The organism is Pseudomonas sp. Marseille-Q5115, assembly GCF_916618905.1.
In the GTDB taxonomy this organism is placed as follows: domain Bacteria; phylum Pseudomonadota; class Gammaproteobacteria; order Pseudomonadales; family Pseudomonadaceae; genus Aquipseudomonas; species Aquipseudomonas japonica_A.
Window position 1 is genome coordinate 905698 of record NZ_CAKAKI010000001.1, and the last position, 25089, is coordinate 930786.

The window sequence follows — 25089 nt, forward strand, 5'->3', positions numbered from 1 at the left end:
GCAAAAGCAAAAGCAGTAAGCCATAAGACATTTAGCGGGAGCCGGGCCAATGAAAGCGTTTGAAGTCAACTTTGACGGGCTGGTGGGGCCTACCCACAACTATGGCGGCTTGTCTTATGGCAACGTTGCTTCGCAGAGCAACAGCCAGGCGCAGTCCAACCCCCGGGAAGCCGCGCGCCAGGGGTTGGCGAAGATGAAAGCCTTGAGCGACATGGGCTTTGTGCAGGGCGTGCTGGCGCCTCAGGAGCGCCCCGATGTGGCTGGCTTGCGCCGCCTGGGGTTCGCCGGCAGCGATGCCGAAGTGATCGCCGCCGCTGCCCGTGATGCCATGCCGATTCTCGCGGCCAGTTGCTCGGCGTCGAGCATGTGGGTGGCCAACGCTGCTACCGTGAGCCCCAGCGCGGACACTGCCGACAGCCGGGTGCACTTCACCGCAGCCAACCTCAATTGCAAATACCACCGCAGCATCGAGCACCCAACGACCAGTCGCGTGTTGGCCGCCATGTTTGCCGACCAGGCTCATTTTGCCCACCACGCCGCGCTGCCCGCAGTCGCTCAGTTCGGTGACGAAGGCGCCGCGAACCATACCCGGTTCTGCAAGGACTATGGCGCGCCGGGGGTCGAGTTCTTCGTATACGGCCGTGCGGCCTTCGATAGCCGCCGCCCCTCGCCACAACGCTACCCGGCCCGGCAAACCCTAGAAGCTTCCCAGGCCGTGGCGCGCCTGCATGGGCTGAGCGAGGCCGGGACGGTCTACGCGCAGCAGAACCCGGCAGTAATCGACCAAGGCGTGTTCCACAACGACGTGATCGCAGTGGGCAACGGCGAGGTGCTGTTCCATCACCAGGACGCCTTCCTCGAGACCGAGCAGGTGCTGGGTGAGTTGGCCGCGAAATTGAGTCAGCGGGGCGGGCATTTCCAGTCCATCAGCGTGCCCCGCGACCAGGTAAGCGTGGAAGACGCTGTACGCTCCTACCTGTTCAACAGCCAGCTGCTTACCCGCGCCGACGGCCGCATGCTGTTAATCGTGCCGGAAGAATGCCGAGCCAACCCGCGCGTGTGGGATTACCTGCAGGCGCTTACGGCTGGCAATGGCCCGATTGGCCAGGTTCAAGTGTTCGACCTCAAGCAGAGCATGCAGAACGGCGGTGGCCCGGCCTGCCTGCGCCTGCGCGTGGCCCTCAACGAACAAGAGCTGGCGGCGGTCAACCCAGGGGTTATCATGACGGCCAGCCTGTACGAGCGGCTGACCCAATGGGTGGATCGGCACTACCGCGATCGCCTGAGCGATGCGGACCTGGCTGATCCACAATTGCTGGTAGAGTGCCGTACAGCGCTGGATGAACTCACCGGGCTGCTGCAGCTCGGCTCGGTTTATCCATTCCAACTCAATTGAAGGGAACCCCAACCATGTCAGATGCCCTGCGGCTGATCCTTGAAGACGACGACGGCACTCAACTTGAAACCTCCTGCACCCGCCTGGCGGTGATGTGGCAAGGCAAGGAACTGTGGATTCAAATCGGCGGCAACGATCAGTTGTTGATCGGTGTAGATGTGGACGAGGGCGATACCGAGTACGCCAACTTGCTGATGCGCCCGATGGCCACCAACCTGGTGAGCCTGCAGCTGGAAATGGAACCTGCCGAACTGGCGGATGAAGAAGACGGCCACGTGCACGGCCCCGACTGCGGCCACCATCACTGACCCCGGCCGGGAGCCCGCCTATGCTGTCGCTTGGAAAACTGCTGGAACTCACCCTGGCCGACCGTGAGCCGGCGCAGAAGACTCAGATGACGGTAAGCGGCACCTGCCTGCGCTGGCTCGCGCCGGGCGCGTTGGAAGTGCGCCCTCACGCGGACCGCGACAATGGGCTGGACCTGCTGCTGTCGGCGGGCATCCATGGCAACGAAACCGCGCCCATCGAGCTGCTCGATTCATTGATTCACGCCATCGCGCGTAATGAGCTGCAGCCCCGGGCGCGGCTGCTTTTCCTGTTCGGTAACCCGGAAGCCATCCGGCGCGGTGAGCGCTATGTGGAGCAGGACGTGAATCGGTTGTTCAACGGCCGTCATGAACTGTCCAGCGGCTTTGAGGCCATGCGTGCCTGTGAGCTGGAGCGGCTGGCCGCCAGTTTCTTCAACCGCCCGGACCGCCAGCGGCTGCACTACGACCTGCACACTGCCATCCGCGGCTCTCGCATCGAGCAGTTTGCCTTGTATCCGTGGAAGGAAGGGCGCGAGCACTCGCGGCTGGAACTGGCGCGTTTGCGCGACGCGGGCATGGAAGCGGTGCTGCTGCAAAACCGCCCCGCCATCACCTTCAGCGCCTACACCTATGAAACCTTGGGGGCCGAGGCCTTTACCCTGGAGCTGGGCAAGGCGCGCCCGTTCGGCCAGAACGCCGAAGTAGACCTGACGCGGCTGGATGCATGCTTGCGTGGGTTGATCGAGCGCAGCGCAGGGGTGGCCGACGGTGACGATCTCACCGGGCTACAGCTGTTCAGCGTGTCCCGCGAGATCATCAAGCACAGCGATAGCTTCCTGCTTCACCTGCCCGCAGACGTGGAAAACTTCTCCGAGTTGCCCACCGGTTATCTTCTGGCCGAGGACGAAGGCACGCGGTGGGTGATCGAGGAGGAGGGCGCCCGGATCATCTTCCCCAACCCCAAGGTGCGCAATGGCCTGCGGGCCGGCATCGTGGTTGTGCCCCATCTTCCCGGCACATCAGCCCTGTAACAAGTCCATTCCCGGGTGGGACCACGGGGCGGGCCTTCCGGGCGTAGCCCGGGAATGGACTGCGAACCGTTTACCCCGCGATCATGCCTTTGAGGTCACGCACCTTGGTCAGCGTATCCACGCAGGCCCGCGCCGCTTCCAGGCCTTTCACATGGAAATGCCGGAAGAAGTAATCGTGGTGTTCCTTGCCTTCATGGAAGTGATGCGGGGTAAGCACTACCGAAAACACCGGCACTTCAGTGTCCAGCTGTACGCGCATCATCCCATCGATCACCGCCGGGGCCACGAAGTCGTGGCGGTAGATGCCGCCGTCCACCACCAGCGCGGCGCCGACGATGCCGGCGTAGCGCCCGGACCTGGCCAGCAGCTTGGCGTGCAGAGGGATTTCATAGGCGCCGGCAACTTCGAAGAAGTCCACTTGATCGGCGCTCACGCCAAGCGCGGCGAGGCCTTCGATAAAGCCGAGGCGGCTCTGGTCCACAATATCCTTGTGCCAGCTGGCCTGGATGAAGGCGATGCGCGAAGCGGATTGGTTTTGCATGGTGACTCTCCTGTTCATTGGCAATAAACAGGGCACACGAGTGAAAGGAGCGCGCAGGCACCCCGTTCTCTCTTTATCCGGACTATACCGTCGGCCCCGGGATCACACCGGGTCTGCTGACCTCGCCGAAACGAGCGCTCGCGGGCTAGGCTATGCCATTACCGCCGGTGGGGAATCGCACCCCGCCCTGAGAACGTTGCCGCGTGTGGCGGCGCGGCATTATTAACACAGCCAGGTAGGCAGGGGGAATCCTTCCCTGCGTGGCGTGTTAGATTTTTTCATTAGGGCGCTATTCTCGCGCGCCCGCTCAAGGAGAGGCCTGATGACCCCGATCGACCTGCGCAGCGATACCGTGACCCGCCCCTCTTCGGGCATGCTCCAGGCCATGGCGCGCGCCGAAACCGGTGATGACGTTTATGGGGAGGACCCCACCGTGGCCCACCTGCAAGCGCGGCTGGCCGAAGAGCTTGGCTTTGAAGCGGGCCTGTTCGTACCCAGCGGCACCATGAGCAACCTGTTGGGGCTGATGGCCCATTGTGAGCGAGGGGACGAATACATCGTGGGCCAACAAGCCCATACCTATAAATACGAAGGCGGCGGCGCGGCGGTGTTGGGGTCCATTCAGCCGCAGCCGCTGGAAAGCCAGAGCGATGGCTCGCTGGCCCTCGATCAGGTAATCGCCGCCATCAAGCCCGACGACTTCCACTTTGCCCGCACTCGGCTGCTGGCATTGGAAAACACCATGCAGGGCAAGGTGCTGCCGATGGATTACCTGGCGCGCGCCAAAGCACTGTGCACAGCGCATGGCCTGGGCTTCCATCTCGATAGCGCTCGGCTATTCAATGCTGCGGTCGCTCAAGGCGTGGCGGCAGGCGAGATCAGCAGGCATTTCGATTCGGTTTCCATCTGCCTGTCCAAGGGCCTCGGCGCTCCCGTGGGTTCGGTGTTGTGCGGCGACCGGGCACTGATTGCTCGCGCCACGCGCTGGCGCAAGGTCGTGGGCGGTGGCATGCGCCAGGCCGGCATTCTGGCCGCAGCGGGCTTGTATGCGCTGGACCATAACGTAGCGCGCCTGGCGGATGACCATGCCAACGCGCGCCGCCTCGCCGAAGGGCTTGGTGCACTCGGCTACCCTGTAGAGCCGGTGCAGACCAACATGGTGTATGTACAGGTCGGCGCGGCAGCAGGGGCGTTGCGGGACTACGCGGCAGGGCAGGGTGTACGCCTCACGGCCAGCCCACGCTTGCGCCTGGTCACTCATCTTGATGTGGATGCGCGTCAGATCGACCAGGTGATTGAAGTGTTCGCCGGCTTCGCACGCCAAACCGGATACGAATCGTCCAATTGATGGACTCAATCGTACAAACACACTGTACCCTGACCGCAGGGCCGATATAATGCGGCCCTTTGCCGTCGTTTCGACGCCAAGCCTGTGCCTCTGGCCGCTGTCTCCGTGGAAGAACCTATGAAAAGCGCAGAAATCCGTGAAGCCTTCCTCCGCTTCTTCGAAGAGCAAGGCCACACCCGTGTAGCCTCAAGCTCTCTGATCCCCGCCAACGATCCGACCCTGCTGTTCACCAACGCCGGGATGAACCAATTCAAGGACTGCTTCCTCGGCCAGGAAAAGCGCGCCTACACCCGCGCGGTGAGCAGCCAGAAGTGCGTGCGCGCTGGCGGCAAGCATAACGACCTCGAAAACGTGGGCTACACCGCGCGCCATCACACGTTCTTCGAAATGTTGGGCAACTTCAGCTTCGGTGATTACTTCAAGCGTGACGCCATCACCTTCGCCTGGACCTTCCTCACTTCGGAAAAATGGCTGAACCTGCCCAAGGAAAAGCTGTGGGTTACCGTTTACGCCAGCGATGATGAAGCCTACGACATCTGGACGAAGGAAGTGGGCGTGCCGGCCGAGCGCATGGTGCGTATTGGTGACAACAAAGGTGCCCCGTACGCTTCGGACAACTTCTGGACCATGGGCGATACCGGCCCTTGCGGCCCTTGCACCGAAATTTTCTACGATCACGGCGCGGACATCTGGGGTGGCCCGCCCGGCTCCCCGGAAGAAGACGGCGACCGTTACATCGAGATCTGGAACAACGTGTTCATGCAGTTCAACCGCACCGCCGATGGCGTGTTGCATCCTCTCCCCGCGCCGTCGGTCGACACCGGCATGGGCCTGGAGCGGATCAGCGCGGTGCTGCAGCACGTGCATTCGAACTACGAGATCGACCTGTTCCAGCACCTGCTGCACGCCTCTGCCGAGGCCATCGGCTGCGGCAACGAGGGCCAGCCGTCGCTCAAGGTAGTGGCTGACCACATTCGTTCCTGTGGCTTCCTGATCGCCGACGGCGTGTTGCCTTCCAATGAAGGCCGCGGCTACGTGCTGCGCCGGATCATTCGACGCGCCTGCCGCCACGGCAACAAGCTGGGCGCGCGCGGTGCCTTCTTCCATCGCATCGTCGCCGCCCTCGTCACCGAGATGGGCGAAGCCTTCCCCGAACTGAAAAACCAGCAGGCGCATATCGAGCGCGTGCTCAAGGGCGAGGAAGAGCAGTTCGCCAAAACCCTGGAGCAGGGCCTGAAGATCCTCGAGCAGGACCTGGCCGAGCTCAAGGGCGACGTGGTACCGGGCGATGTGATCTTCAAACTGTACGACACCTACGGTTTCCCGATGGACCTCACTGGCGACATCGCCCGTGAGCGCAACCTCACCCTGGACGAAGCCGGCTTCGAACGCGAAATGGACGCCCAGCGCGAGCGCGCCCGGTCGGCCAGTGCCTTCGGCCTGGACTACAACAGCCTGGTGAAGGTCGAGGAAGACACGCAGTTCCTGGGTTACACCACCCACGACGGCGAAGGCAAAATTGTAGCGCTGTATAAAGATGGGCAGTCGGTGCAGGAACTGGCCGAAGGCGAGGAGGGCGTGGTGATTCTCGACCGCACGCCGTTCTACGCTGAATCCGGTGGCCAGGTGGGCGACCGCGGTACGCTGCAGGGGGGCAACAGCCGCTTCCAGGTAAGCGACACCACCAAGTCTGGTGGCGCGTTCCTGCATCACGGCCTCGTTGCGCTGGGTAGCCTGAAAGTGGGCGAAACGGTGCAGGCGCAGGTTGAAGGCGACCTGCAACAGGCCACATCGCTCAACCACTCGGCTACCCACTTGCTGCATGCCGCGCTGCGCGAAATCCTTGGCGATCATGTCCAGCAGAAAGGCTCTCTGGTCGACAGCCAGCGCCTGCGCTTCGACTTCAGCCACTTCGAGCCGATCAAGCCCGAACAGATCAAGGCGCTGGAAGATATCGTCAACCGCGAAATCCGTCGCAACACGCCCGTACAGATCGAAGAGATGGACATCGAGAGCGCCAAGCAGAAAGGCGCCATGGCCCTGTTCGGTGAGAAATACGGCGACCGCGTGCGCGTACTCACCATGGGCGGCGACTTCTCGGTGGAACTGTGCGGCGGCATCCACGCCAAGCGCACCGGCGACATCGCGCTGTTCAAGATTACCAGCGAAAGCGGCGTGGCTTCGGGCGTGCGGCGTATCGAAGCGGTGACCGGCGCGACCGCGCTGGCCCTGCTCAATAGCGCTGAAGAGCAAGTGAAAGAAGCCGCGTCGCTGCTCAAGGGCAGCCGTGAGAACGTGCTCGACAAATTGCAGGCCATGCTGGAGCGCAACCGCCAGCTGGAGAAACAGCTGGAGCAACTCCAGGCCAAGGCCGCCAGCGCCGCGGGCGACGATCTGCTGGCCGGTGCCGTGGACGTGAAAGGCGTGAAGGTGCTGGCCGCGCGCCTGGATGGCGTGGATGGCAAGGGCTTGCTGGCCTTGGTAGACCAGCTCAAGAACAAACTGGGCGAAGGCGTGATCCTGCTCGGTGGCGTGCACGACGAAAAAGTAGTGTTGGTTGCCGGTGTCACCAAAGCCTTGTCGGCGCGCGTGAAAGCCGGCGACCTGATGAAGCAGACCGCGGCGGCAGTCGGTGGCAAGGGCGGAGGCCGGCCAGACATGGCTCAGGGCGGCGGCGTGGATGTCGCGGCCCTCGACCAGGCACTGGCACTGGCTGTGCCGTTCGCCGAAGGCGGGCTGTAATCCCGGCGGCATGCGCCACGGCCCGGCCGTGGCCGCAAGCGTGCGGATGTTTAATGGGTGCCCTGCGTGGGCGTGAGGCGGCGTTGAAATGGCTTTGATCGTACAGAAGTTTGGCGGCACTTCGGTGGGCTCCATCGAGCGTATCGAGCAGGTGGCCGATAAGGTCAAGAAATTCCGCGAGCAAGGCCACGACCTGGTGGTCGTGCTTTCGGCAATGAGTGGCGAAACCAACCGGTTGATCGATCTGGCCAAACAGATTACCGATCAACCCGAGCCGCGTGAGCTGGACGTAGTGGTGTCCACGGGGGAGCAAGTGACCATTGGCCTGCTGGCCATGGCCTTGATCAAGCGTGGTGTGCCGGCGGTGTCCTACACCGGTAACCAGGTGCGCATCCTCACCGATGATGCCTATAACAAGGCGCGTATTCTGCAGATCGATGATCAGCGCCTGCGCGAAGACCTCAAGGCTGGCCGCGTAGTTGTGGTAGCCGGCTTCCAGGGTGTCGACCAGAACGGCAACATCACCACGCTGGGCCGTGGTGGCTCCGATACCACCGGTGTTGCTTTGGCCGCGGCATTGAAAGCCGACGAGTGCCAGATCTACACCGACGTGGACGGCGTCTATACCACCGACCCGCGCGTGGTAGCCCAGGCCCAGCGGCTGGACAAGATCACCTTCGAAGAAATGCTCGAAATGGCCAGCCTGGGTTCGAAGGTACTGCAGATCCGTGCGGTCGAATTCGCTGGCAAGTACAACGTCCCGCTGCGCGTGTTGCACAGCTTCCAGGAGGGTCCCGGGACCCTGATCACCATTGATGAAGAGGAAACCATGGAACAGCCGATCATTTCCGGCATCGCCTTCAACCGCGACGAGGCCAAGCTGACCATCCGTGGCGTGCCCGACACCCCAGGCGTGGCGTTCAAGATCCTGGGCCCCATCAGCGGTGCCAACATCGAAGTGGATATGATCGTTCAGAATGTGTCCCACGATAACACCACAGACTTCACCTTCACCGTTCACCGCAACGATTACCAGAAGGCGCTCGGCGTGCTTCAGGCCACTGCGGCTGAAATCGGCGCCCGTGAAGTGGTGGGCGATACCAAGATTGCCAAGGTGTCGATCGTGGGCGTAGGCATGCGCTCCCACGCGGGCGTTGCCAGCCGCATGTTCGAAGCGCTGGCCAAGGAGAGCATCAATATCCAGATGATTTCCACGTCCGAGATCAAGGTGTCGGTGGTGATCGAAGAGAAGTACCTGGAGCTTGCCGTGCGCGCCCTGCACACGGCCTTCGACCTGGACGCGACCGCCCGACAGGGCGAGTAAGCCGACCAGAAGGGGCGCGGCCATGGCTGCGCCCTTTTTCTTTTACGGCACGGGAAGATTCTTCCACGGCCGTTTTGGCAAGCGGTTCGGCTTCGGCCACCGTGACGCCCTTTTTTGCAGACCATTCCCGAATAAATACCGTTAGGAGATTTTCATGCTCATTCTTACCCGCCGTTGCGCCGAAAGCCTGGTGATTGGCGATGGGGAAATCACAATCACTGTGCTTGGCGTAAAGGGCAACCAGGTGCGCCTGGGCGTAGACGCGCCCAAGGAAGTGGCTGTGCACCGCGAAGAAATCTATCAGCGAATTCGCAAGGAGAAGGGCGAAGAACCAAGCCTTTAATTTTCTTCGTTTTTTTTGTTTGCAAACGGGGAAGAACGTGGTTAATATACGCCCCGTGTTGCGGAGAGGTGGCCGAGTGGCCGAAGGCGCTCCCCTGCTAAGGGAGTACACCTCAAAAGGGTGTCGGGGGTTCGAATCCCCCCTTCTCCGCCATTATTCAAGTGGGTTTGCTGGAAGGCGAATCACCTAGGCAGTACATGCACTCATAGCTCAGCTGGATAGAGTACTCGGCTACGAACCGAGCGGTCGGAGGTTCGAATCCTCCTGAGTGCACCATATCAGAGGCCCAGAAGTTTAATCTTCCGGAGTCCTGAGTTCCAGGGGAGACTGGGTCAACAACGCCAACTTGCACTCATAGCTCAGCTGGATAGAGTACTCGGCTACGAACCGAGCGGTCGGAGGTTCGAATCCTCCTGAGTGCACCATATCAGAGGTTCTGAAGTTCATCTTCAGAGATCCTGAACCCAGGGGAGACTGGGTTAACAACGCCAACCTGCACTCATAGCTCAGCTGGATAGAGTACTCGGCTACGAACCGAGCGGTCGGAGGTTCGAATCCTCCTGAGTGCACCATCTGCAAAAGCCCACATCTCCGGATGTGGGCTTTTTTTTGCTTGCCACGTAGTAGTCCGCCTTGGCGGCGACCGGCCCGTCAGGGCGGCTGTTTCAGTGGTACCCCGTCGCAGTCAGGCCAACGTGGCCTGGCCTCGCTGCTACAGGTAGCCTCAACTGCGCGTCGGCCGCCAGGGCGTATACTTCACTTTCTTCTTTTTCGTCCCTTTCTTTTTCGTCTCAGCCTTTTCCTCCACAGGCAGCACCTGCTTCGGTGCGGCGCCGGGCTTTTTCACTGCCCTGGCATCAGGGTCAGCCGCGCGAGCGGAGCGTACCTTCGGCGCCTGGCTTGCCGTTTGCCGCACCGCAGGCGCTACGCTGCCCGGCATCGGGCTCCACACACGCTCACGCTGGCCCACGCTGTGGCCCGGGCATGAGGTGTGCGTGAAGGTCACTTGCCCGCCGCTGCCCACGCAGCGCTGTACCGTTGTGGCACCTGCTTCGTTGCTCACGGCAAGAAGCGCCATTATCCATAACCCTATGTTCAAGCCTCGCATTGCGGCCTCCCTGGCCATATTTCACTCTCCAAGCCTAGCGGCTGCACTGTGCGCGGACTGAAGGGTCTATTACCGAATGCTTCGTCACATAAACCTGCTATACCTTGGCTGCATGGGCCGGCAAGCATTTGTAAATCCACAATTTAGTAACCAAAAAGTCCATCGACCGGGTATCATTGCCGCCGTCTGCCCCGCCGGGGCTCCGGAATTCCTTCCATGGACTTACCCAGTAGAACCTTAATAACGCCTTTGGCCCCTATTGCACTGATTGATTGATCTCCTGGTGTGGTCCACTACTGGGAGTGGAGTACACCTATGACCGAAGTCGAAGTCCAAAACCTGCAAGAAAGCCTGCAGGACCGCCTTGGCCAGGTAATCGAACTGCTGCATCGGCAGCGGGTGGTCGAAGACCTGACCCATCGGCAGGAAGGGCAGCACCAGGCCTTGGTCGAAAATCTGGTGCACCGGCAGAACGTGGTCGAGCTTCAGCGTAAGCTCGATGACCTGCACTCCGCCGACATCGCCTATATCCTCGAAGCCCTTCCGCTCAATGACCGCCTTACCGTATGGCAGCTTGTAAAGGCCGAGCGTGACGGCGACATTCTGCTGGAAGTGTCCGATGCGGTTCGCGAAACCCTTATCGCGGACATGGAAGACCATGAGTTGCTGGCAGCGGCCAAGGAGATGGACGCGGACGAGCTGGCGGACCTCGCCCCGGAGCTGCCGCGCGATGTAGTGCACGAACTCATGGAAAGCCTGGACGCGCAGCAGCGGGAGCGCGTTCGATCGGCCTTGAGCTACGAAGACGACCAGGTCGGCGCCTTGATGGACTTCGAGATGGTCACCATCCGCGAAGACGTGACCCTTGAAGTGGTGTTGCGCTACCTGCGCCGGCTACGGGAGTTGCCAGGCCATACCGACAAGGTGTTCGTGATCGATCAGGACGGTGTGCTCAAGGGCGTGCTGCCGATCAAGCGGCTACTGGTCAATGACCCGGAGAAGCGCGTTTCCGACGTGATGGCCAGCGACCCGGTCACCTTCCACCCTGACGCCGACGCTTACGAGGCGGCACAGGCATTCGAGCGCTATGACCTGGTGTCCGCGCCTGTGGTGGACAAGAACCGTCGCCTTATCGGCCGCCTCACCATCGACGAAATGGTCGACCTTATTCGTGAGGAAAGCGAAAGCGAAGTGCTGAACATGGCTGGTTTGCGCGAAGAGGAGGACATCTTCGCGTCCGTGTGGCGTTCGCTGCGCAACCGCTGGTCGTGGCTGGCCATCAACCTGATCACGGCGTTCGTTGCATCGCGGGTGATTGGCCTGTTCGAGGACTCCATCGAGCGCCTGGTGGCGCTGGCGGCACTGATGCCCATTGTGGCGGGTATCGGCGGTAACTCCGGCAACCAGACCATCACCATGATCGTACGCGCCATGGCACTGGACCAGGTAAGTACAGGTAACACCCGGCGCTTGCTGAAGAAGGAGCTATCCGTTGCGGTATTGAACGGACTGATCTGGGGCGGTGTGATCGGCCTGGTGGCGTGGCTGTTGTACCACAGCTGGTCCCTTGGCCTGGTGATGACCGCCGCCATGACGCTCAACCTGCTGCTTGCCGCCTTCATGGGCGTGATCATTCCCATGAGCCTGGCGCGCGTTGGCAGAGACCCTGCCATGGGCTCTAGCGTGATGATTACCGCGGTAACCGACAGCGGTGGCTTCTTTATCTTCCTGGGCCTGGCGACACTTTTCCTGATGTGAAGGGTATTTCGCGCAAACAAAAAGGCCAGCACGAATGCTGGCCTTTTTGCTATGTGCACCTCCTGTGCACGCGCCCGTTGGTTACGCGTCGGCGTCAGCGGACATTTCTGCATCGTGCGCGATCAGCGCAATAAGCGCATTCTGCTGACGATGAGCGAGCTGGCGGAAACGCTGAAGCAGTTCGCGCTCATGAAGCGAGAGCTCCGGGCTATCGAGGCGCATGCTGAGCTCCTCGCCGAGCGCACCCTCTTGAATGAGGCTCTGCTCCAGCCGCGCGATGATTTCAGAGTTCATGCTGCGGTGGTGGGTCCGGGCGACCTCAGCGATGCGTTCGCGCATCCCATCGGGAAGGCGGACGACAAACTTGTCTGCGGTGCGGCTGGAATAGACTGCCTGTTTCATTGGGCGCATATAGTTAACCGGTTGAGTTCAGGAAAGCGGTTCCTCGGAGCGGGCCGCAGGATGTGGGTACGACAGTCATTTTTGCCAAACGTTCCATCAGAAGGACCGCTTGGCTGCACATTATGCCTGTGATATGCCATAACCTTGGCGCCAATTCTGTGACAAATTCTGAACTGTGCGAGGGCGCTTCGCCAGTACGGAAAATCTGAAATGTGCACTGGTTCGGAAAAATGGCACATCGCCAGCCTTTCATCCGGTCGCCCGGTGCCTTGCACTGCCTTCGCTACGCGCAGGCGCGTACAGGGAAACCGAGGCGCCCCTGCTTTTGCCCACCTGTAACACTCAAGGTACTCTGTCAGCATAGTGGCAATCAGGCTATTAGCGAATGCACGGTGCGCAGTACCGATCAAGAGGCAGACAAAATGCGGCGAGGGCGGCTGGTTTATCTCATAGGGGCTTCTGGCGCCGGGAAGGACAGCGTGATCGAGGCGGCGCGGGAAGGCCTGGGCGCGCGCGGTGTCGAAGTGGTGCGACGGGTCATCACCCGCTCCGCTGAAGCGAAGGGGGAGCAGGCTGTGGGAGTAACCCGCGAGGCCTTTGAACACATGCTCGGTCAGGGGGAATTCGCCTTGAGTTGGGGGGCCAATGGCTTGACGTACGGCATACCCGCCGATATTGAAAACAGCCTGGCCCAAGGGCGCTGGGTACTGGTCAACGGTTCGAGAGGATACCTACCGCACGCCCTGGGCAAATACCCGGACCTTTTGGCGGTGCTGGTGACTGTTGACACGGAAGTATTACGCCAGCGGTTGGTAAGCCGAGGGCGAGAGACGCCTGCGCAGATCGAAGGTCGGCTGTCGCGCAATGAGCGGCTGCATCATACGGCCGCTGATTGGCAGGGGGAAGCCCCATGCCTGCATACCATTGATAACTCAGGTGCCTTGGCGGACGCCGCAGCGGCGCTACTGGCGGTGATAGATCAACAACGCCTCAGCGCAATTGGGGATTGAAGCGGAATTTTTTCCCTCGTATCAGCGCCAGCACGAACAGCACGGCGCAGCCCAGGCTCAGCGTCAGCAGCAGGGTGCTCAGTGCGCTGGTGGGGTAGGGGACAGCGGCGGCTGCCAGAAAGCACAGCAAGCTGCCAGCCAGGAAAATTATTGCAGACCTGGACATCTTGAGCCCGCCTTAAAAAGTGTATCGATCCAGACGGGGCGCAGGTAGCTGCCCCTGTTCGTCCATCCTTGGGGCCGTGGTCGCCAGCACCGGCGCCTGTACGCGCTCGTGCATTCCGGCCCGCTGGGCAGCCGGCCGCTGAACCCAGTCCTGCACATTGATGTGAACCTGAGCATTCGGGGCTTCGGCAAAAAAATGAAACGAAACTACGGCAACCATTGCCAAAGCGTTGAAGAGGTAGAGGGCGGCGTTCATCCATGTCTCCAAGGTGGTGTAGCTGGCTGACCATTCATAGCTGCCGACTACAGCGGTAGCACCCCTTGTGCCAATCCGCGCGGCATTAAAAATCCCTTTTAAATCAATACCATAGCAACACTAACTCGAAACGCTTACATGCATTGTGCATTGTTTGACACTTTTGCCCGTGCAGATTGCACGAAGGCCCCCCAAAAATCCAGCAGCGGTGAGGCATTGTGCCTCCATTGCTTAGATTATTTGGTTTGCATCCCCCGGCTTTATGCGCCGCCAAAGCTCGGTTTGCATCTCCCAGGGCGGGGTGATAGATTTGCACCCGCTTTGGCCGGGCTATCCCGGTAACCTTTCGAATGCCTGCAGCCCTGTCGGCATCGCGCATCACGTCCTTGTAGTTCAACGGATAGAACGGGGCCCTCCTAAGGCTCAGATGCAGGTTCGATTCCTGCCGGGGACACCACGCCGCATCCCAATCTCGCTCGTTTCCAGCGTAGCCCCTAAACACGGGCCTTGCCTGCCTCGGACGCTTGCCTACCGTTTATAGCCTTGTTGCACCAGCAACGTCCGCGCCTGCACTGAGCGAGTGCTCTGAAGTGGACCAACAGGTCCGCGTTTTCGACCGGCCTTTGTATAAGCCCTTCATCCTTATAGGTTTTATTTCCCTGGCATACATCCTGCTCGGTTGGCCACGCTGCGGCCGCGTGCTTGGCTGCACATCGTATTGGGCAAGCTGCCGGGACAATCCTACTATCGAAGGGTGGACGTTATATGAACAACCCGTTTTCCTGGTCTGTAAAAGCTGACCTGGGCGGTATTATCGCCCCGGACGAGCGTTTGCCTTGGCCGCAGACCATTGCTCTTGGCATACAGCATGTGTTCGCGATGTTCGGCGCGACATTGCTGGCCCCGCTGCTGATGGGTTTCGATCCCAATGTCGCGATCATGATGAGCGGCATCGGTACGCTCATTTTCTTCATAGTGACGCGGGGCAAGGTACCAAGTTTCCTTGGGTCGAGTTTTGCCTTCATCGGCGCCGTGTCCGCGGCTACCGCCTATGCGGGAAGTGGCCCCAACCTGAACATCCCGCTGGCGCTTGGCGGGATCGTGCTGTGCGGGCTGGTGTATGTGGCCATCGGTATCGTGGTGCAAGCCGCCGGGGTAGCCTGGATCGAGAACATAACCCCGCCGGTAGTGACAGGCACGGTGGTAGCGGTTATCGGCCTGAACCTTGCCAGTGTGCCCATCAAGACAATGGCGTCCTCGAGCTTCGATACCTGGATGCAGCTCATTACCTTTGTGTGCGTGGCCTGCATCGCGGTGTACACAAAGGGCTTGCTGCAACGGATGCTGCTATTGGTTGGGCTGATCGCGGCAACCCTCATTTACTTCGTGCTCGCCAACCTGATGGGCCTGGGCGCTCCGATCAACCTCGACCAGATCGCAGCCGCGCCGTGGCTTGGCATGCCGGCGTTCCAGGCACCTGTGTTCACCCTGTCGGCGGCATTGCTGATCATACCGGTGGTGGTGATCCTGATTGCCGAGAACCTGGGGCATATAAAAGCCATTGCGTCGATTACCGGGCAGAACCTGGATAAATCCATTGGCCGCGCTTTCATCGGAGATGGCATTGCCACGGTGATCAGCGGGGGCGTGGGTGGGAGCGGCATGACTACTTACGCGGAAAACATCGGTGTAATGGCGGCCACCAAGGTGTATTCCACCGCGCTGTTCATCGTTGCTGGCATTGCAGCCATCCTCCTCGGGTTGTCGCCCAAGTTCGGTGCTGTAGTGCACACCATCCCCGTGCCGGTGATGGGCGGGGTGTCGATCGTCGTGTTTGGCTTGATCGCCATTGCGGGTGCGCGGATATGGGTAGAGAACCGGGTAGATTTCTCCGATAGCCGCAACCTGTTGGTCGCTGCCATCCCGCTGGTTCTGGGCACGGGTGATTTCACCCTGCACCTGGGTGGCTTCGCGCTGGGCGGGCTGGGTACCGCCACCTTCGGCGCGATACTGCTTAACCAACTGCTCAATCGCCGCAAGGTCGCAGGCGCCGAGGTGCTGGGCGCCGGCGCATCTTCGAGATAAAAGGCGGGGCCGCCGAGGTCAGGGCCTCGGCTTGAGCCCGTTGAACACCAGCGCCTTGATGCTGGCGAGGGTGTCTTCGAAGAACACCGGGTCGGACAGGCTTTTGCCCGTAACGGCATGCACCTGGGCGCCGAAGTCGGCGTAGTGCTGGGTTGTGCTCCACAGGGTGAATATCAGGTGGTAGGGGTCGACCGGCGCGAGCTTGCCGGCCTCTACCCACTGCTCGATTACTCCCACCTTGCTGGCCACCAGCTCGCGCAGCGGTTGGGTAAGCTGGGAGCGGATCAAAGGCGCCCCTTGCATGATCTCCATGCAGAACAGCTTGGATTCGGCGCAATGGTCCCTGGATAGCTCAAGCTTTACCCGAATGTATTGGCCAATGGCCTCGAGCGGATCCTGATCGGCGCTGAACCCCCGAAGCGGGGCCAGCCAGATCTCCAGCACGTGTTCCAGCACGCAGACGTACAAATCTTCCTTGCTCTTGAAGTAGTACAGCAGGTTGGTTTTCGAGACGTCCGCCGAAGAGGCCACCTGGTCCAGGCTGGTGCCGTGCAATCCATATATTGAAAACAAGCCGAGTGCGGCCTGAATGATTACGGCGCGCTTGTTTTCAACCATTTGCAAGCGCCTGTTCCGCGCCTTCTCGCTGATCTTGCGGCCCCCGGCCTCGACGGGCTGAGCTTCTTTCCTGGCTAGTGCCTTGGTAGCGGGCACCGCCTTGCGTCCAGCCCTTCCGGGTGAGGAAGCGCTGCCCTCTGACGTTTTATCGTTCACAGATCTGTCCGTGCTTCGAGTCGGTCCGGCATTGTAACAGGCTGCCTGGCCCCCTGGCGGAGGAGCATTTCCTGGTAAGCGGTGCACTGAAACGGCCCTGTGCGCCTCACCGCTGTGCAGAAAACCAATCCATTCGGTCTTTTTCGGACCATATGGTCTGAAGAAATCTTTCAGATATTCTCAACCTATTGAAAAGTAGAGACTTTTCAATCTTGGCACATACCATGCTCAGTACCTCTCAGGACGCTGCCATGCAGGCTGGCGATTCAACCGGAGGCACCTATGAAAGTTGGTATCTTTATCCCCATTGGTAACAACGGCTGGTTGATCTCGGAAAACGCTCCACAGTACAAACCGACCTTTGAGCTCAACAAGCAGATCGCCCAGCGCGCCGAAACCTATGGGCTGGATTTTCTCCTGTCCATGATCAAGCTGCGCGGCTTTGGCGGCAAAACCGAGTTCTGGGACCACAACCTCGAATCCTTCACCCTCATGGCAGGGCTGGCGGCGGTTACCAGCAAGATCAAGCTGTTTGCCACCGCGCCGTCCCTGGCGCTGCCGCCGGCGATCGTCGCGCGCATGGCCTCCACCATCGATTCCATTTCCAACGGCCGGTTCGGGGTGAACCTGGTCACCGGCTGGCAGCGGCCAGAATACTCACAGATGGGGCTATGGCCCGGGGACGAGTTCTTCAGCACCCGCTACGCGTACCTGTCCGAGTACATCCAGGTATTGCGTGACCTCTGGGAGCAGGGCCGGTCCGATTTCAAGGGTGACCACTTCACCATGGACGACTGCCACATGAGCCCCCGGCCAAGTGCTGACATGAAAGTGATCTGTGCAGGGCAAAGCGACGCGGGCATGGCCTTCTCGGCCCAATATGCCGACTACAACTTCTGCTTTGGCAAGGGCGTGAACACACCCAAGGCCTTTGCGCCGGCCGCGCAAAAACTGATCGAAGCCACCCAGCGCACAGGGCGAAACGTGAGCACCTATGTGCTGATGATGGTGATCGCCGACGAAACCGACGAGGCCGCCTGGGCCAAATGGGACCATTACAAGGCGGGCGTGGACGAAGAGGCCGTAGCCTGGCTGGGCGTTCAAGGCGGCGCGGACAAAACCTCCGGCGCGGATACCAACGTGCGGCAGATGGCCGACCCTACTTCAGCGGTAAATATCAACATGGGCACGCTGGTGGGCTCGTACGCCTCCATTGCCCGCATGCTCGATGAAGTGGCCGAAGTGGAAGGCACCGAGGGTGTGTTGTTGACCTTCGACCATTTCGTAGAGGGCGTGGAAGCCTTCGGTACCCGTATCCAGCCCCTGATGAACAGCCGGATCGCGGCGGTTTCTCCGGTGCCGTCGCAAGCCGTTGCCAGTGCCGGTGCGGTACCTAGTGAAACAACCGAAGCAGTGGAGGCTTGAGCATGGAGGTCGGTCAAAAGGTCACCCTCAGTTCCGCGACCCCAGCGGGCCTTCCCTTGGTGGACGGCCAGGCGGCCTGGGTGCTGCCGGCGCGCCCCGAGCCACTTTACGTGCACCCCTCCAATACGGCGCTGATCGTGGTGGACATGCAGAACGCCTATGCCTCGGTGGGCGGCTATGTGGATTCCGCCGGCTTCGACATTTCGGGCGCCCAGGGTGTGATTGCCCGGATCGCCACGACGATCGAAGCCGCCCGCGCCGCCGGCGTAACGGTGGTGTATCTGCAGAATGGCTGGGACAACCAGTACATAGAGGCAGGCGGGCCGGGCTCGCCGAACTGGCACAAGTCCAATGCGCTGAAAACCATGCGCAGGTTTCCCGAGCTTCAAGGGCAGTTCCTGGCCAAGGGCGGCTGGGATTATGAACTGGTAGAGGCCCTTGCTCCCCAGGATGGCGACATCGTTGTGCCGAAAACCCGCTACAGCGGTTTCTTCAACAGCACCCTGGACAGCACCTTGCGCGCCCGGGGCATCAAGAACCTGGTATTCACCGGCATCGCCACCAACGTGTGCGTGGAGTCGACCCTGCGCGATGCCTTCCACCTCGAATACTTCGGCGTGATGCTCGAGGACGCGACCCATGAGCTGGGCGGCGCTGCCATACAGGCTGGGTCCGTTTACAACATCGAGACCTTCTTCGGTTGGGTGTCCAGCGTCGAAGCCTTCGTCAACCTTGTACGCAACCAACGATAAACAGGGGAACCGCCATGCCGAAACAAGCCATTATCCCACCGGGCACCGCCACCCCGATCGGCCCCTTCGTACCGGGTACCACTGCGGACGGCATCGTGTACGTTGCTGGCACCTTGCCGTTCGACAGTAACAACAACGTCGTCCATGTAGGCGATGCCGGTGCGCAGACTCGCCACGTGCTGGAAACGATCAAAAGCGTGATCGAAGCGGCCGGCGGGACCATGGAGGATGTGACCTTCAACCATGTGTTCCTCAAGCATTGGGAAGACTATGCGGCCATCAACGCTGTGTACGCCGAGTACTTCCCGGGCGAGAAGCCGGCGCGGTATTGCGTGCAAGTGGGCTTGGTCAAGCCTGACGCCTTGGTGGAAATCGCCAGCGTGGCCCACACCGGCAAACGCCCATGACGGCCGGGCTGTATACCGAGGTGCATGGCGAGCCCGGCGCCGAAACCGTGCTGCTGTCTTCGGGCCTTGGCGGCTCCGCGGGGTACTGGGGCCCGCAGGTGCCTGCGCTGCTGGAGGCGGGCTACCGGGTGATCACCTACGATCAACGCGGCACCGGCCGTAGCCGCCAGGCGTTGCCGGCGGATTACCGCATCGAGCACATGGCTGACGATGTGATCGGCATTCTGGACAGCGAAGGGGTGTCGCGCTGCCATGTGGTCGGCCATGCGCTAGGCGGGCTGGTCGGCCTGCAATTGGCGCTGGACCAACCCGCGCGAATCTCGAGCCTGGCGCTGATCAACGCCTGGGCGGCGCCCAACCCTCATTCGGCACGATGCTTCGAGGCGCGCCTGGCGCTGCTCGACCATGTGGGCCCACGTGCTTATGTGGAAGCGCAGCCGATTTTCCTGTACCCGGCCAGCTGGGCCGCGGCGCACGCCGAGCGCGTGCAGGCGGAAGTTGACCATGCCTTTGAACACTTCCCCGGCGCCGACACCATGAAGGCACGCATTGGCGCCTTGCGCCGCTTCGAGGTGAGCCAGCGCCTGGCGGAGCTTAGCCTTCCGGTGTTCGTGTCCAGCGCACTGGACGACGTGCTGGTGCCGGCAACCTGCTCCGGTCGGCTGAGCCAAGCCATCGCCGGCAGTACCGCCCACGTGCTGCCGCACGGTGGCCATGCCCACAATATCACCGCCCCTGACGCGTTCAATGAGTCAATGCTGGCCTTCCTGCGCAATCAACGCTAGGGCTTTCAAGTCCCATTTTTCGATGGAGAGAACCTATGTACGTATCGACCGCCGAGCCTGTATTGCCCACCGTTGACAAGGCTGAGTTCCGCGATGCAATGGCTCGCCTCGGGGCTGCGGTAAACGTGATCACCACCAACGGGCCCGGCGGGCTGGCTGGCTTCACGGCCTCGGCGGTGTGTAGCGTGACCGACCAGCCGCCTACCTTGCTGGTGTGCCTGAACCGGGGCGCGTCTGTGTATGAGGCCTTTCGGGATAACGGCGTGCTGTGCGTGAACGTGCTGGGGGTAGGGCACCAGAATATTTCAAACTGCTTCGGTGGCAAGACAGCGATGGCTGAGCGGTTTGCGGCGGTGAGCTGGGTGCCGGGTACCTCGGGCTGCCCGGTGTTGGAGGGGGCGAGCGTGTCCTTCGAATGTCGGCTGCGGCAACGCACCGAAGTCGGCACCCACGACGTCATGTTCTGTGAGGTGCTGGCTATTCATACCAGCGACATCGTGGGCAGCCTTATCTACTTCAATCGGGCCTATCACGAACTGTCAGCGATGCTGTAGCGAAGCTCCCCGTTTGGTTACCTGTGCCGCTTGATATTTTTAACGGGCGGTGCCAGTTTTGGTCAGTCGCCGTTCGCGGCACTGACCATAACAAGGAATGCGCGATGTTGATCGATGGCCCGCTGGCGGGTGTGGACGAAGTCGAATGCGTGACGCCGGACCTGAACGGCGTACCTCGTGGCAAGGTGATGACGGCCGCTGGGTTTGCCGAAGGGCGCCGGCTGCAACTGGCCAGGGGGGTACTGCTGCAGTGCATCATGGGCGGCTATCCGCCAGCGAAGTTCTACGGCAGCGATGACGGCGACCTCGCCTTGGTGCCCGACCCTGCGCACCTCTACCGCCTGCCCTGGAGCGACCACCCCCGCGCGTTTGCCATCTGTGACGCCAACGAACTGGAAGGTGGCGGTTCCTCGCTGTCTACGCGTGCGCTGCTCAAGCGGGTCATCGCCAACTACGCGGCCCGAGGCCTGGCCCCTGTAGTAGCGACGGAGCTGGAGTTTTACCTGTTTGCCGCCAACGCCGATCCCTCGCAGCCGTTCCAGCCGCCGATAGGCCTGGACGGCCGGCGCGAGGACGGGCACTCGGCATTCAGCGTTTCATCCAACAACGGTTTGCGGCCGTTCTGGACCGAGGTCTACCGTTGCATGGCGGCCCTTGGCCTGCCGCGCGACACCTTCATGCACGAGATGGGCGTGAGCCAGTTCGAGATCAACCTGCTGCATGGCGATCCGCTGCTGCTTGCCGACCAGACCTTCCTGTTCAAGCACCTGCTCAAGGAAGTCGCCCTCAAGCACGGGCTGATCGCGGTGTGCATGGCCAAGCCTTTGGCGGGGGTACCGGGCAGTTCGATGCATATTCACCAGAGTGTGGTGAGTGTGGGCAGCGGGCGCAACGTGTTCAGCGCCGAGAACGGCGAACCTACGGCCACCTTCCGGCACTTCATCGGTGGCCAGCAAGCGGCGCTAGCCGAATTTACCGCATTGTTCGCGCCGAACGTGAACGCCTATCAGCGGCTGTTCCATCCCTATGCCTCGCCGAACAATGCGTGCTGGTCGGAGGACAATCGCGCCGCCGGCCTGCGCATTCCGGCCAGCGGCCCCGAGGCCCGGCGCGTGGAAAACCGCCTGCCTGGCGCGGATGCCAACCCCTACCTGGCCATCGCTGCCAGTCTGGCTGCCGGCCTGCATGGGATCGAACATGAATTGGAGCCCACGCCACCCATCCAGGGCGCGTTCGAAGTGCCAGAAAATCTTGCGCTGGCGTGTACCCTCGACAGCGCCTTGAAGCGTCTGAAAGGCAGCAGGCTGGCAGTGGAACTGTTCGGGCAAGAGTTCATCGAAGGCTACATCGCGACCAAGACCATGGAGCTCACCAGCTTCATGGATGAGATCACGCCTTGGGAGCGCCGGGTGTTGGCCACGCAAGCCTGAGTGATGAGGCCCTGGCGAGCGCCGGGGCCGCCGTTTCGCCTGCTGTTTTAGCCTCGCCTTCTCTGTTCGGGAGCTGCAAGCGTCAATGCGTCAGATCTGGAAAAACTTTCGTGGCCTTTATTTCGCCTCTCTGATGATGTTGATCGGCTCGGGCTTGCTCAGTACGTACCTCGCGCTGCGCCTCGCCGCCGATCAGGTGGATGGCCTGTGGGTGGGCGCCTTGATGGCGGCGTACTATTTCGGCCTTGTGCTCGGGGGAAAGATCGGCCACCGGCTGATTGCGCGCGTTGGCCATATACGCGCTTACACCGCGTGCGCGGGGATCGTCACCGCGGCGGTACTCGGGCATGGGCTGGTCGGCTACCTGCCCGCCTGGCTGGTGCTAAGGCTGGTCGTAGGGCTAGGCATGATGTGCCAGTACATGGTGATCGAGAGCTGGCTCAACGAGCAGGCCGAGGCCAAGCAGCGCGGAATGGTATTCAGCGGCTACATGATTGCTTCGTACCTGGGGCTGGTGCTGGGGCAGCTGATCCTCGTGTGGCACTCCGAACTGGGGCTTGAGCTGCTGATGATGGTTGCGCTGTGCTTTGCGCTCTGCCTCGTGCCCGTGGCGCTCACCCGGCGCCTCCACCCGGCCGCGCTTCACCCGGTACCCATGGACCCGCGCTTTTTCATGCAGCGCGTGCCTCAATCCCTGACTACAGTGCTGTGCGCCGGCCTGATCATCGGTTCGTTCTACGGCCTGGCGCCTTTGTACGCGGCGGGGCAGGGGCTGAGCACCGAGGCGGTGGGCCTGTTCATGGGCTGCTGCGTGTTCGCCGGGCTGGTGGTGCAATGGCCGTTGGGCTGGCTGTCGGACCGTTACGATCGAGCGCTACTGATCCGCGTGATCGCCATGGTGTTGTGCGTGCTAGCGCTGGTGATGGCAGTCGCGCCCAGGCTGCTCCATGTGCCCATGGAGGCGCTGTTCTTCGGCGGCTTCGTGGTGTCGCTGTTGCAATTCTGCCTGTATCCCCTGGCCGTGGCGTTTTCCAATGACCACGTGGAAAGCGAACGCCGGGTGTCACTGACCGCCATGCTGCTGGTGACTTATGGCGTGGGCGCCAGCATCGGCCCGCTGGCCGCGGGTGTGCTGATGAAGCTGTACGGGAGCGACATCCTGTATGCGTTCTTCTCGTTCTTTGCGTTAGTGCTGGTATGGCGCATACGGCCCAAGGCGGTCACCAACCTTCACCAGGTCGAGGATGCGCCCCTGCATCACATCGCCATGCCCGACAACATGACCAGCTCACCCCTGGTCGCCGCCCTCGACCCACGGGTGGACGAGCAGGTGGTGGACGACCAGATGAAGGATCATTGAATACATGGAGCCCAGGCGCGCCTGCGTATCCCCTGTGGGACCGGGCGTGGCCCGGGAATGTTCGCAGGCTGCGCCAGCTCCAACAGGCGTGCCTAGAAATCGTCCTTGTCGAACTGCCGCGCTTCGCGCTGCAGCTGATTGACGAAGCGCTCCACGTTGCGCTGCACCAGGCCGCTCATGTTGTGAAAGCGAACCCCGGCGAAGGTGGTGTCGAGGCGCTCTTCGAAGTGCAGGTAGCGCAATTCCACCGGTGTGGTAATGGCGCCGAAGGGCAGGGCGGCGGCAAATTTTTCGTACACCTGGCCCAACTGTAGCTGCTGGGTGATGTTGCCTTCGAAGCGCAGCTTGCAGCCGGTTGCCGACACGTCCAGCAGCTTGCCGCGTACCGCTTTCGCGACCTTGCTGCCAGCCACTTCGACATCGACCAACTGAGACAGCTTGAGCGCGGCGCGGAAAGCGTTACGCCGCTGGTGATAGATCACTTCGCTGGGCAACGCGCCGTGGTAGCTGCGGCCATTGTCGTTATCCACCACCTTGAACGGCCCGTTGCATTCCCAGGCAATGCGCACGCCGTCATGGAAGCCTTCTACCCGAAAGTGTTCGCCATTGCTCAGGAAGCGCTCGCCATCACGCGGTATCAGCTCATCGAAAGCCAGAGTACCGCTGTCACGGTCAACCTCTACCACGTAGCTCTGAAAACGTTGCTGGCGTTCGGTAAAGGTCACAATGAGCGGGTCATGCCCGTCCATCAGCGACTTCACGTTCGCGATGATTTCCAGTGGCGTGGTAAGAACCTTTGGCGGCTGCGGTGCATCGTCCGCACTCGAGGCGTTGAACACGATGATCGGGTCTCCAGGCAAAAAACGAAACGGGCGAACAGTACGGCATTGTGCCATCACTGTGCGCCCGGAGATACTAAATCCTCAGGCCTGGCTGAAGGCTCGCACTGTGGCCAAACGGGCCGTAGCGCCGCGCGCGGTGTATAGCGAAGGCGCCTCGCCGCCGCTCAGAATCCGCAACTGATTCGCAGTGGCAAATTGCTGAAGCTGAATGGCCCGGCCGTTCTGCTCATTGATGGTCTGACACTCGGCCAGAATGGCGGCCAAGTGCTCGCCGCGCTCGACCAGCACCTTGCCCAGCACCGACACCTGCGCCAGTTGCGCCAGGCCTTCGGCATCTGGCGACAGCCCCATGGAGGCAAGCAATTCGCTGCGTCGGCGGCCATGCTGGCCCAGCTGCACGATCAATGACTGCTTGTGCGCCAGGATGTTTTCCAGCAGCACCATGTCGCGGCCCCGCAGCGCCGTGTACTCCTCGCGCAGCAATGCCAGAAGCTGTTCTGCGGGCGCGATGTCGTCTTCAATCAACTGCAATAAGGTCGTGTCGTGCATGGCAGGTCCCGATGATCACTGCGCCGGGTAAAACTTGAGCCGCTTGAGCGACGGCTCAGGATTCGAAGGAAAGCATCTTGCTGGCAATACTTTTGCTGTCGACCTTGTAGGTGCCGTCAGCGATCTGCTGCTTGAGCTCGGCAACACGGCTGGCGTTGACCGGCGCATCGGTACCGAGGCTTTCGGTGACCTTTTTCATGTGCTGGGCAACATCGCTCAGTTGTACGGATTCACCGGCCTGGCTGGTTTCCTTGACGCTTTTGACGTCGTCTACTGCCCCTACTGGCTTGCTGCTGGTGGTACGAGCAGTGCCCGAGACTTGAGTGGAGCCGGTAACGCTCCGGAAATCGATGACCATGATAAGAAACCCCTTGGTATTTGGACGCTTGCCTTG

Annotated in this window: 26 protein-coding genes, 5 tRNA genes and 1 riboswitch; of the genes, 22 read left to right on the forward strand and 9 right to left on the reverse strand. The window is 61.3% G+C overall.

Annotated features, from left to right (window positions below):
* Positions 1-49 precede the first annotated feature (49 nt).
* Genes astB through astE form a run of 3 tightly spaced genes read left to right on the forward strand, consistent with a single transcriptional unit; the run spans position 50 to position 2735 of the window.
* Entirely contained in the window at positions 50-1396 is a 1347-nt protein-coding gene (gene astB, locus LG385_RS04295) for an N-succinylarginine dihydrolase (protein WP_225772689.1), read from the forward strand.
* 14 nt (positions 1397-1410) lie between these two features.
* Entirely contained in the window at positions 1411-1704 is a 294-nt protein-coding gene (locus tag LG385_RS04300; RefSeq protein WP_181111711.1) for a topoisomerase II, read from the forward strand.
* 20 nt (positions 1705-1724) lie between these two features.
* Complete coding sequence (gene astE, locus LG385_RS04305; RefSeq protein ID WP_225772691.1) at positions 1725-2735, forward strand: succinylglutamate desuccinylase; 1011 nt, start codon at positions 1725-1727, stop codon at positions 2733-2735.
* 70 nt (positions 2736-2805) lie between these two features.
* On the opposite strand, the gene LG385_RS04310 is transcribed toward astE, so the two are convergent.
* Positions 2806-3276: a 6,7-dimethyl-8-ribityllumazine synthase gene (locus LG385_RS04310; protein ID WP_219854697.1), complete on the reverse strand. Its 471-nt coding sequence runs from the start codon at positions 3274-3276 to the stop codon at positions 2806-2808.
* Positions 3277-3336: 60 nt separating this feature from the next.
* Positions 3337-3475: riboswitch (FMN riboswitch) on the reverse strand.
* Positions 3476-3598: 123 nt separating this feature from the next.
* Here LG385_RS04310 and ltaE point away from each other — a divergent pair.
* From ltaE to LG385_RS04350, 8 genes are all read left to right on the forward strand, one after another.
* Entirely contained in the window at positions 3599-4624 is a 1026-nt protein-coding gene (gene ltaE / locus LG385_RS04315) for a low-specificity L-threonine aldolase (RefSeq protein ID WP_225772693.1), read from the forward strand.
* A 117-nt stretch (positions 4625-4741) separates the two neighbouring features.
* The gene (gene alaS / locus LG385_RS04320) at positions 4742-7366 is read left to right on the forward strand and encodes an alanine--tRNA ligase (RefSeq protein WP_225772695.1); all 2625 of its coding nucleotides are present in this window, start codon (positions 4742-4744) and stop codon (positions 7364-7366) included.
* 88 nt (positions 7367-7454) lie between these two features.
* Positions 7455-8690 (forward strand): aspartate kinase, encoded by a 1236-nt coding sequence (locus tag LG385_RS04325; RefSeq protein ID WP_181111716.1) that lies wholly within the window; start codon positions 7455-7457, stop codon positions 8688-8690.
* A 154-nt stretch (positions 8691-8844) separates the two neighbouring features.
* Complete coding sequence (csrA, locus tag LG385_RS04330) at positions 8845-9033, forward strand: carbon storage regulator CsrA (RefSeq protein ID WP_181111717.1); 189 nt, start codon at positions 8845-8847, stop codon at positions 9031-9033.
* A 62-nt stretch (positions 9034-9095) separates the two neighbouring features.
* A tRNA-Ser gene (locus tag LG385_RS04335) sits at positions 9096-9186 on the forward strand.
* Between the two features lie 46 nt (positions 9187-9232).
* A tRNA-Arg gene (locus LG385_RS04340) sits at positions 9233-9309 on the forward strand.
* Between the two features lie 72 nt (positions 9310-9381).
* Positions 9382-9458, forward strand: a tRNA-Arg gene (locus LG385_RS04345).
* A 70-nt stretch (positions 9459-9528) separates the two neighbouring features.
* A tRNA-Arg gene (locus LG385_RS04350) sits at positions 9529-9605 on the forward strand.
* 152 nt (positions 9606-9757) lie between these two features.
* On the opposite strand, the gene LG385_RS04355 is transcribed toward LG385_RS04350, so the two are convergent.
* Positions 9758-10141 carry a hypothetical protein gene (locus tag LG385_RS04355; RefSeq protein WP_225772697.1) on the reverse strand — a complete coding sequence of 128 codons (384 nt, stop codon included), beginning with the start codon at positions 10139-10141 and terminating at the stop codon, positions 9758-9760.
* A 315-nt stretch (positions 10142-10456) separates the two neighbouring features.
* Between LG385_RS04355 and mgtE the strand changes: the two genes are divergently transcribed.
* Positions 10457-11899 (forward strand): magnesium transporter, encoded by a 1443-nt coding sequence (mgtE, locus tag LG385_RS04360; protein ID WP_225772699.1) that lies wholly within the window; start codon positions 10457-10459, stop codon positions 11897-11899.
* Positions 11900-11980: 81 nt separating this feature from the next.
* Here the strand turns inward: mgtE and LG385_RS04365 are convergent, their stop codons facing one another.
* Positions 11981-12310: an Arc family DNA-binding protein gene (locus LG385_RS04365; protein WP_181111720.1), complete on the reverse strand. Its 330-nt coding sequence runs from the start codon at positions 12308-12310 to the stop codon at positions 11981-11983.
* A gap of 413 nt (positions 12311-12723) precedes the next feature.
* Here LG385_RS04365 and phnN point away from each other — a divergent pair, with 413 nt between their 5' ends.
* Positions 12724-13311: a phosphonate metabolism protein/1,5-bisphosphokinase (PRPP-forming) PhnN gene (phnN, locus tag LG385_RS04370; RefSeq protein WP_225776165.1), complete on the forward strand. Its 588-nt coding sequence runs from the start codon at positions 12724-12726 to the stop codon at positions 13309-13311.
* Here phnN and LG385_RS04375 read toward each other — a convergent pair.
* Positions 13292-13477 (reverse strand): PA3371 family protein, encoded by a 186-nt coding sequence (locus LG385_RS04375; protein ID WP_181111721.1) that lies wholly within the window; start codon positions 13475-13477, stop codon positions 13292-13294. The genes phnN and LG385_RS04375 overlap by 20 nt on opposite strands.
* 12 nt (positions 13478-13489) lie before the next feature.
* Complete coding sequence (locus LG385_RS04380) at positions 13490-13732, reverse strand: hypothetical protein (protein WP_181111722.1); 243 nt, start codon at positions 13730-13732, stop codon at positions 13490-13492.
* A gap of 382 nt (positions 13733-14114) precedes the next feature.
* On the opposite strand from LG385_RS04380, the gene LG385_RS04385 reads away from it, so the two are divergent.
* A tRNA-Arg gene (locus LG385_RS04385) sits at positions 14115-14189 on the forward strand.
* A 308-nt stretch (positions 14190-14497) separates the two neighbouring features.
* Positions 14498-15817 carry a solute carrier family 23 protein gene (locus LG385_RS04390; RefSeq protein ID WP_225772701.1) on the forward strand — a complete coding sequence of 440 codons (1320 nt, stop codon included), beginning with the start codon at positions 14498-14500 and terminating at the stop codon, positions 15815-15817.
* A gap of 18 nt (positions 15818-15835) precedes the next feature.
* On the opposite strand, the gene rutR is transcribed toward LG385_RS04390, so the two are convergent.
* The gene (rutR, locus tag LG385_RS04395) at positions 15836-16531 is read right to left on the reverse strand and encodes an HTH-type transcriptional regulator RutR (protein WP_413247302.1); all 696 of its coding nucleotides are present in this window, start codon (positions 16529-16531) and stop codon (positions 15836-15838) included.
* 342 nt (positions 16532-16873) lie between these two features.
* Between rutR and rutA the strand changes: the two genes are divergently transcribed.
* The 7 genes from rutA (at position 16874) to LG385_RS04430 (ending at position 23304) form a co-directional block, all read left to right on the forward strand.
* A complete protein-coding gene (gene rutA / locus LG385_RS04400) occupies positions 16874-18016 on the forward strand; it encodes a pyrimidine utilization protein A (RefSeq protein ID WP_225772705.1) in 1143 nt (380 codons plus the stop codon).
* A 2-nt stretch (positions 18017-18018) separates the two neighbouring features.
* Positions 18019-18768, forward strand: a complete 750-nt coding sequence (gene rutB / locus LG385_RS04405; protein ID WP_225772707.1) for a pyrimidine utilization protein B — start codon at positions 18019-18021, stop codon at positions 18766-18768.
* A 14-nt stretch (positions 18769-18782) separates the two neighbouring features.
* A complete protein-coding gene (rutC, locus tag LG385_RS04410) occupies positions 18783-19175 on the forward strand; it encodes a pyrimidine utilization protein C (RefSeq protein WP_181111727.1) in 393 nt (130 codons plus the stop codon).
* A complete protein-coding gene (rutD, locus tag LG385_RS04415) occupies positions 19172-19960 on the forward strand; it encodes a pyrimidine utilization protein D (RefSeq protein ID WP_225772709.1) in 789 nt (262 codons plus the stop codon). The genes rutC and rutD overlap by 4 nt, the downstream gene beginning before the upstream one ends.
* 35 nt (positions 19961-19995) lie before the next feature.
* Positions 19996-20514, forward strand: coding sequence for a flavin reductase (locus tag LG385_RS04420; RefSeq protein WP_225772711.1), 519 nt, complete (start codon positions 19996-19998; stop codon positions 20512-20514).
* A 188-nt stretch (positions 20515-20702) separates the two neighbouring features.
* The gene (locus tag LG385_RS04425; RefSeq protein ID WP_225776166.1) at positions 20703-21944 is read left to right on the forward strand and encodes a glutamine synthetase family protein; all 1242 of its coding nucleotides are present in this window, start codon (positions 20703-20705) and stop codon (positions 21942-21944) included.
* Between the two features lie 85 nt (positions 21945-22029).
* Complete coding sequence (locus LG385_RS04430) at positions 22030-23304, forward strand: MFS transporter (RefSeq protein WP_225772713.1); 1275 nt, start codon at positions 22030-22032, stop codon at positions 23302-23304.
* 92 nt (positions 23305-23396) lie between these two features.
* Here LG385_RS04430 and LG385_RS04435 read toward each other — a convergent pair whose 3' ends face one another.
* The 3 genes from LG385_RS04435 to flgM form a co-directional block, all read right to left on the reverse strand.
* A complete protein-coding gene (locus LG385_RS04435; protein WP_225776167.1) occupies positions 23397-24143 on the reverse strand; it encodes a flagellar brake protein in 747 nt (248 codons plus the stop codon).
* Between the two features lie 84 nt (positions 24144-24227).
* Positions 24228-24695 carry a flagella synthesis protein FlgN gene (locus tag LG385_RS04440; protein ID WP_225772715.1) on the reverse strand — a complete coding sequence of 156 codons (468 nt, stop codon included), beginning with the start codon at positions 24693-24695 and terminating at the stop codon, positions 24228-24230.
* A gap of 55 nt (positions 24696-24750) precedes the next feature.
* Positions 24751-25053, reverse strand: a complete 303-nt coding sequence (gene flgM / locus LG385_RS04445; protein WP_181111733.1) for a flagellar biosynthesis anti-sigma factor FlgM — start codon at positions 25051-25053, stop codon at positions 24751-24753.
* Between the last annotated feature and the right edge of the window lie 36 nt (positions 25054-25089).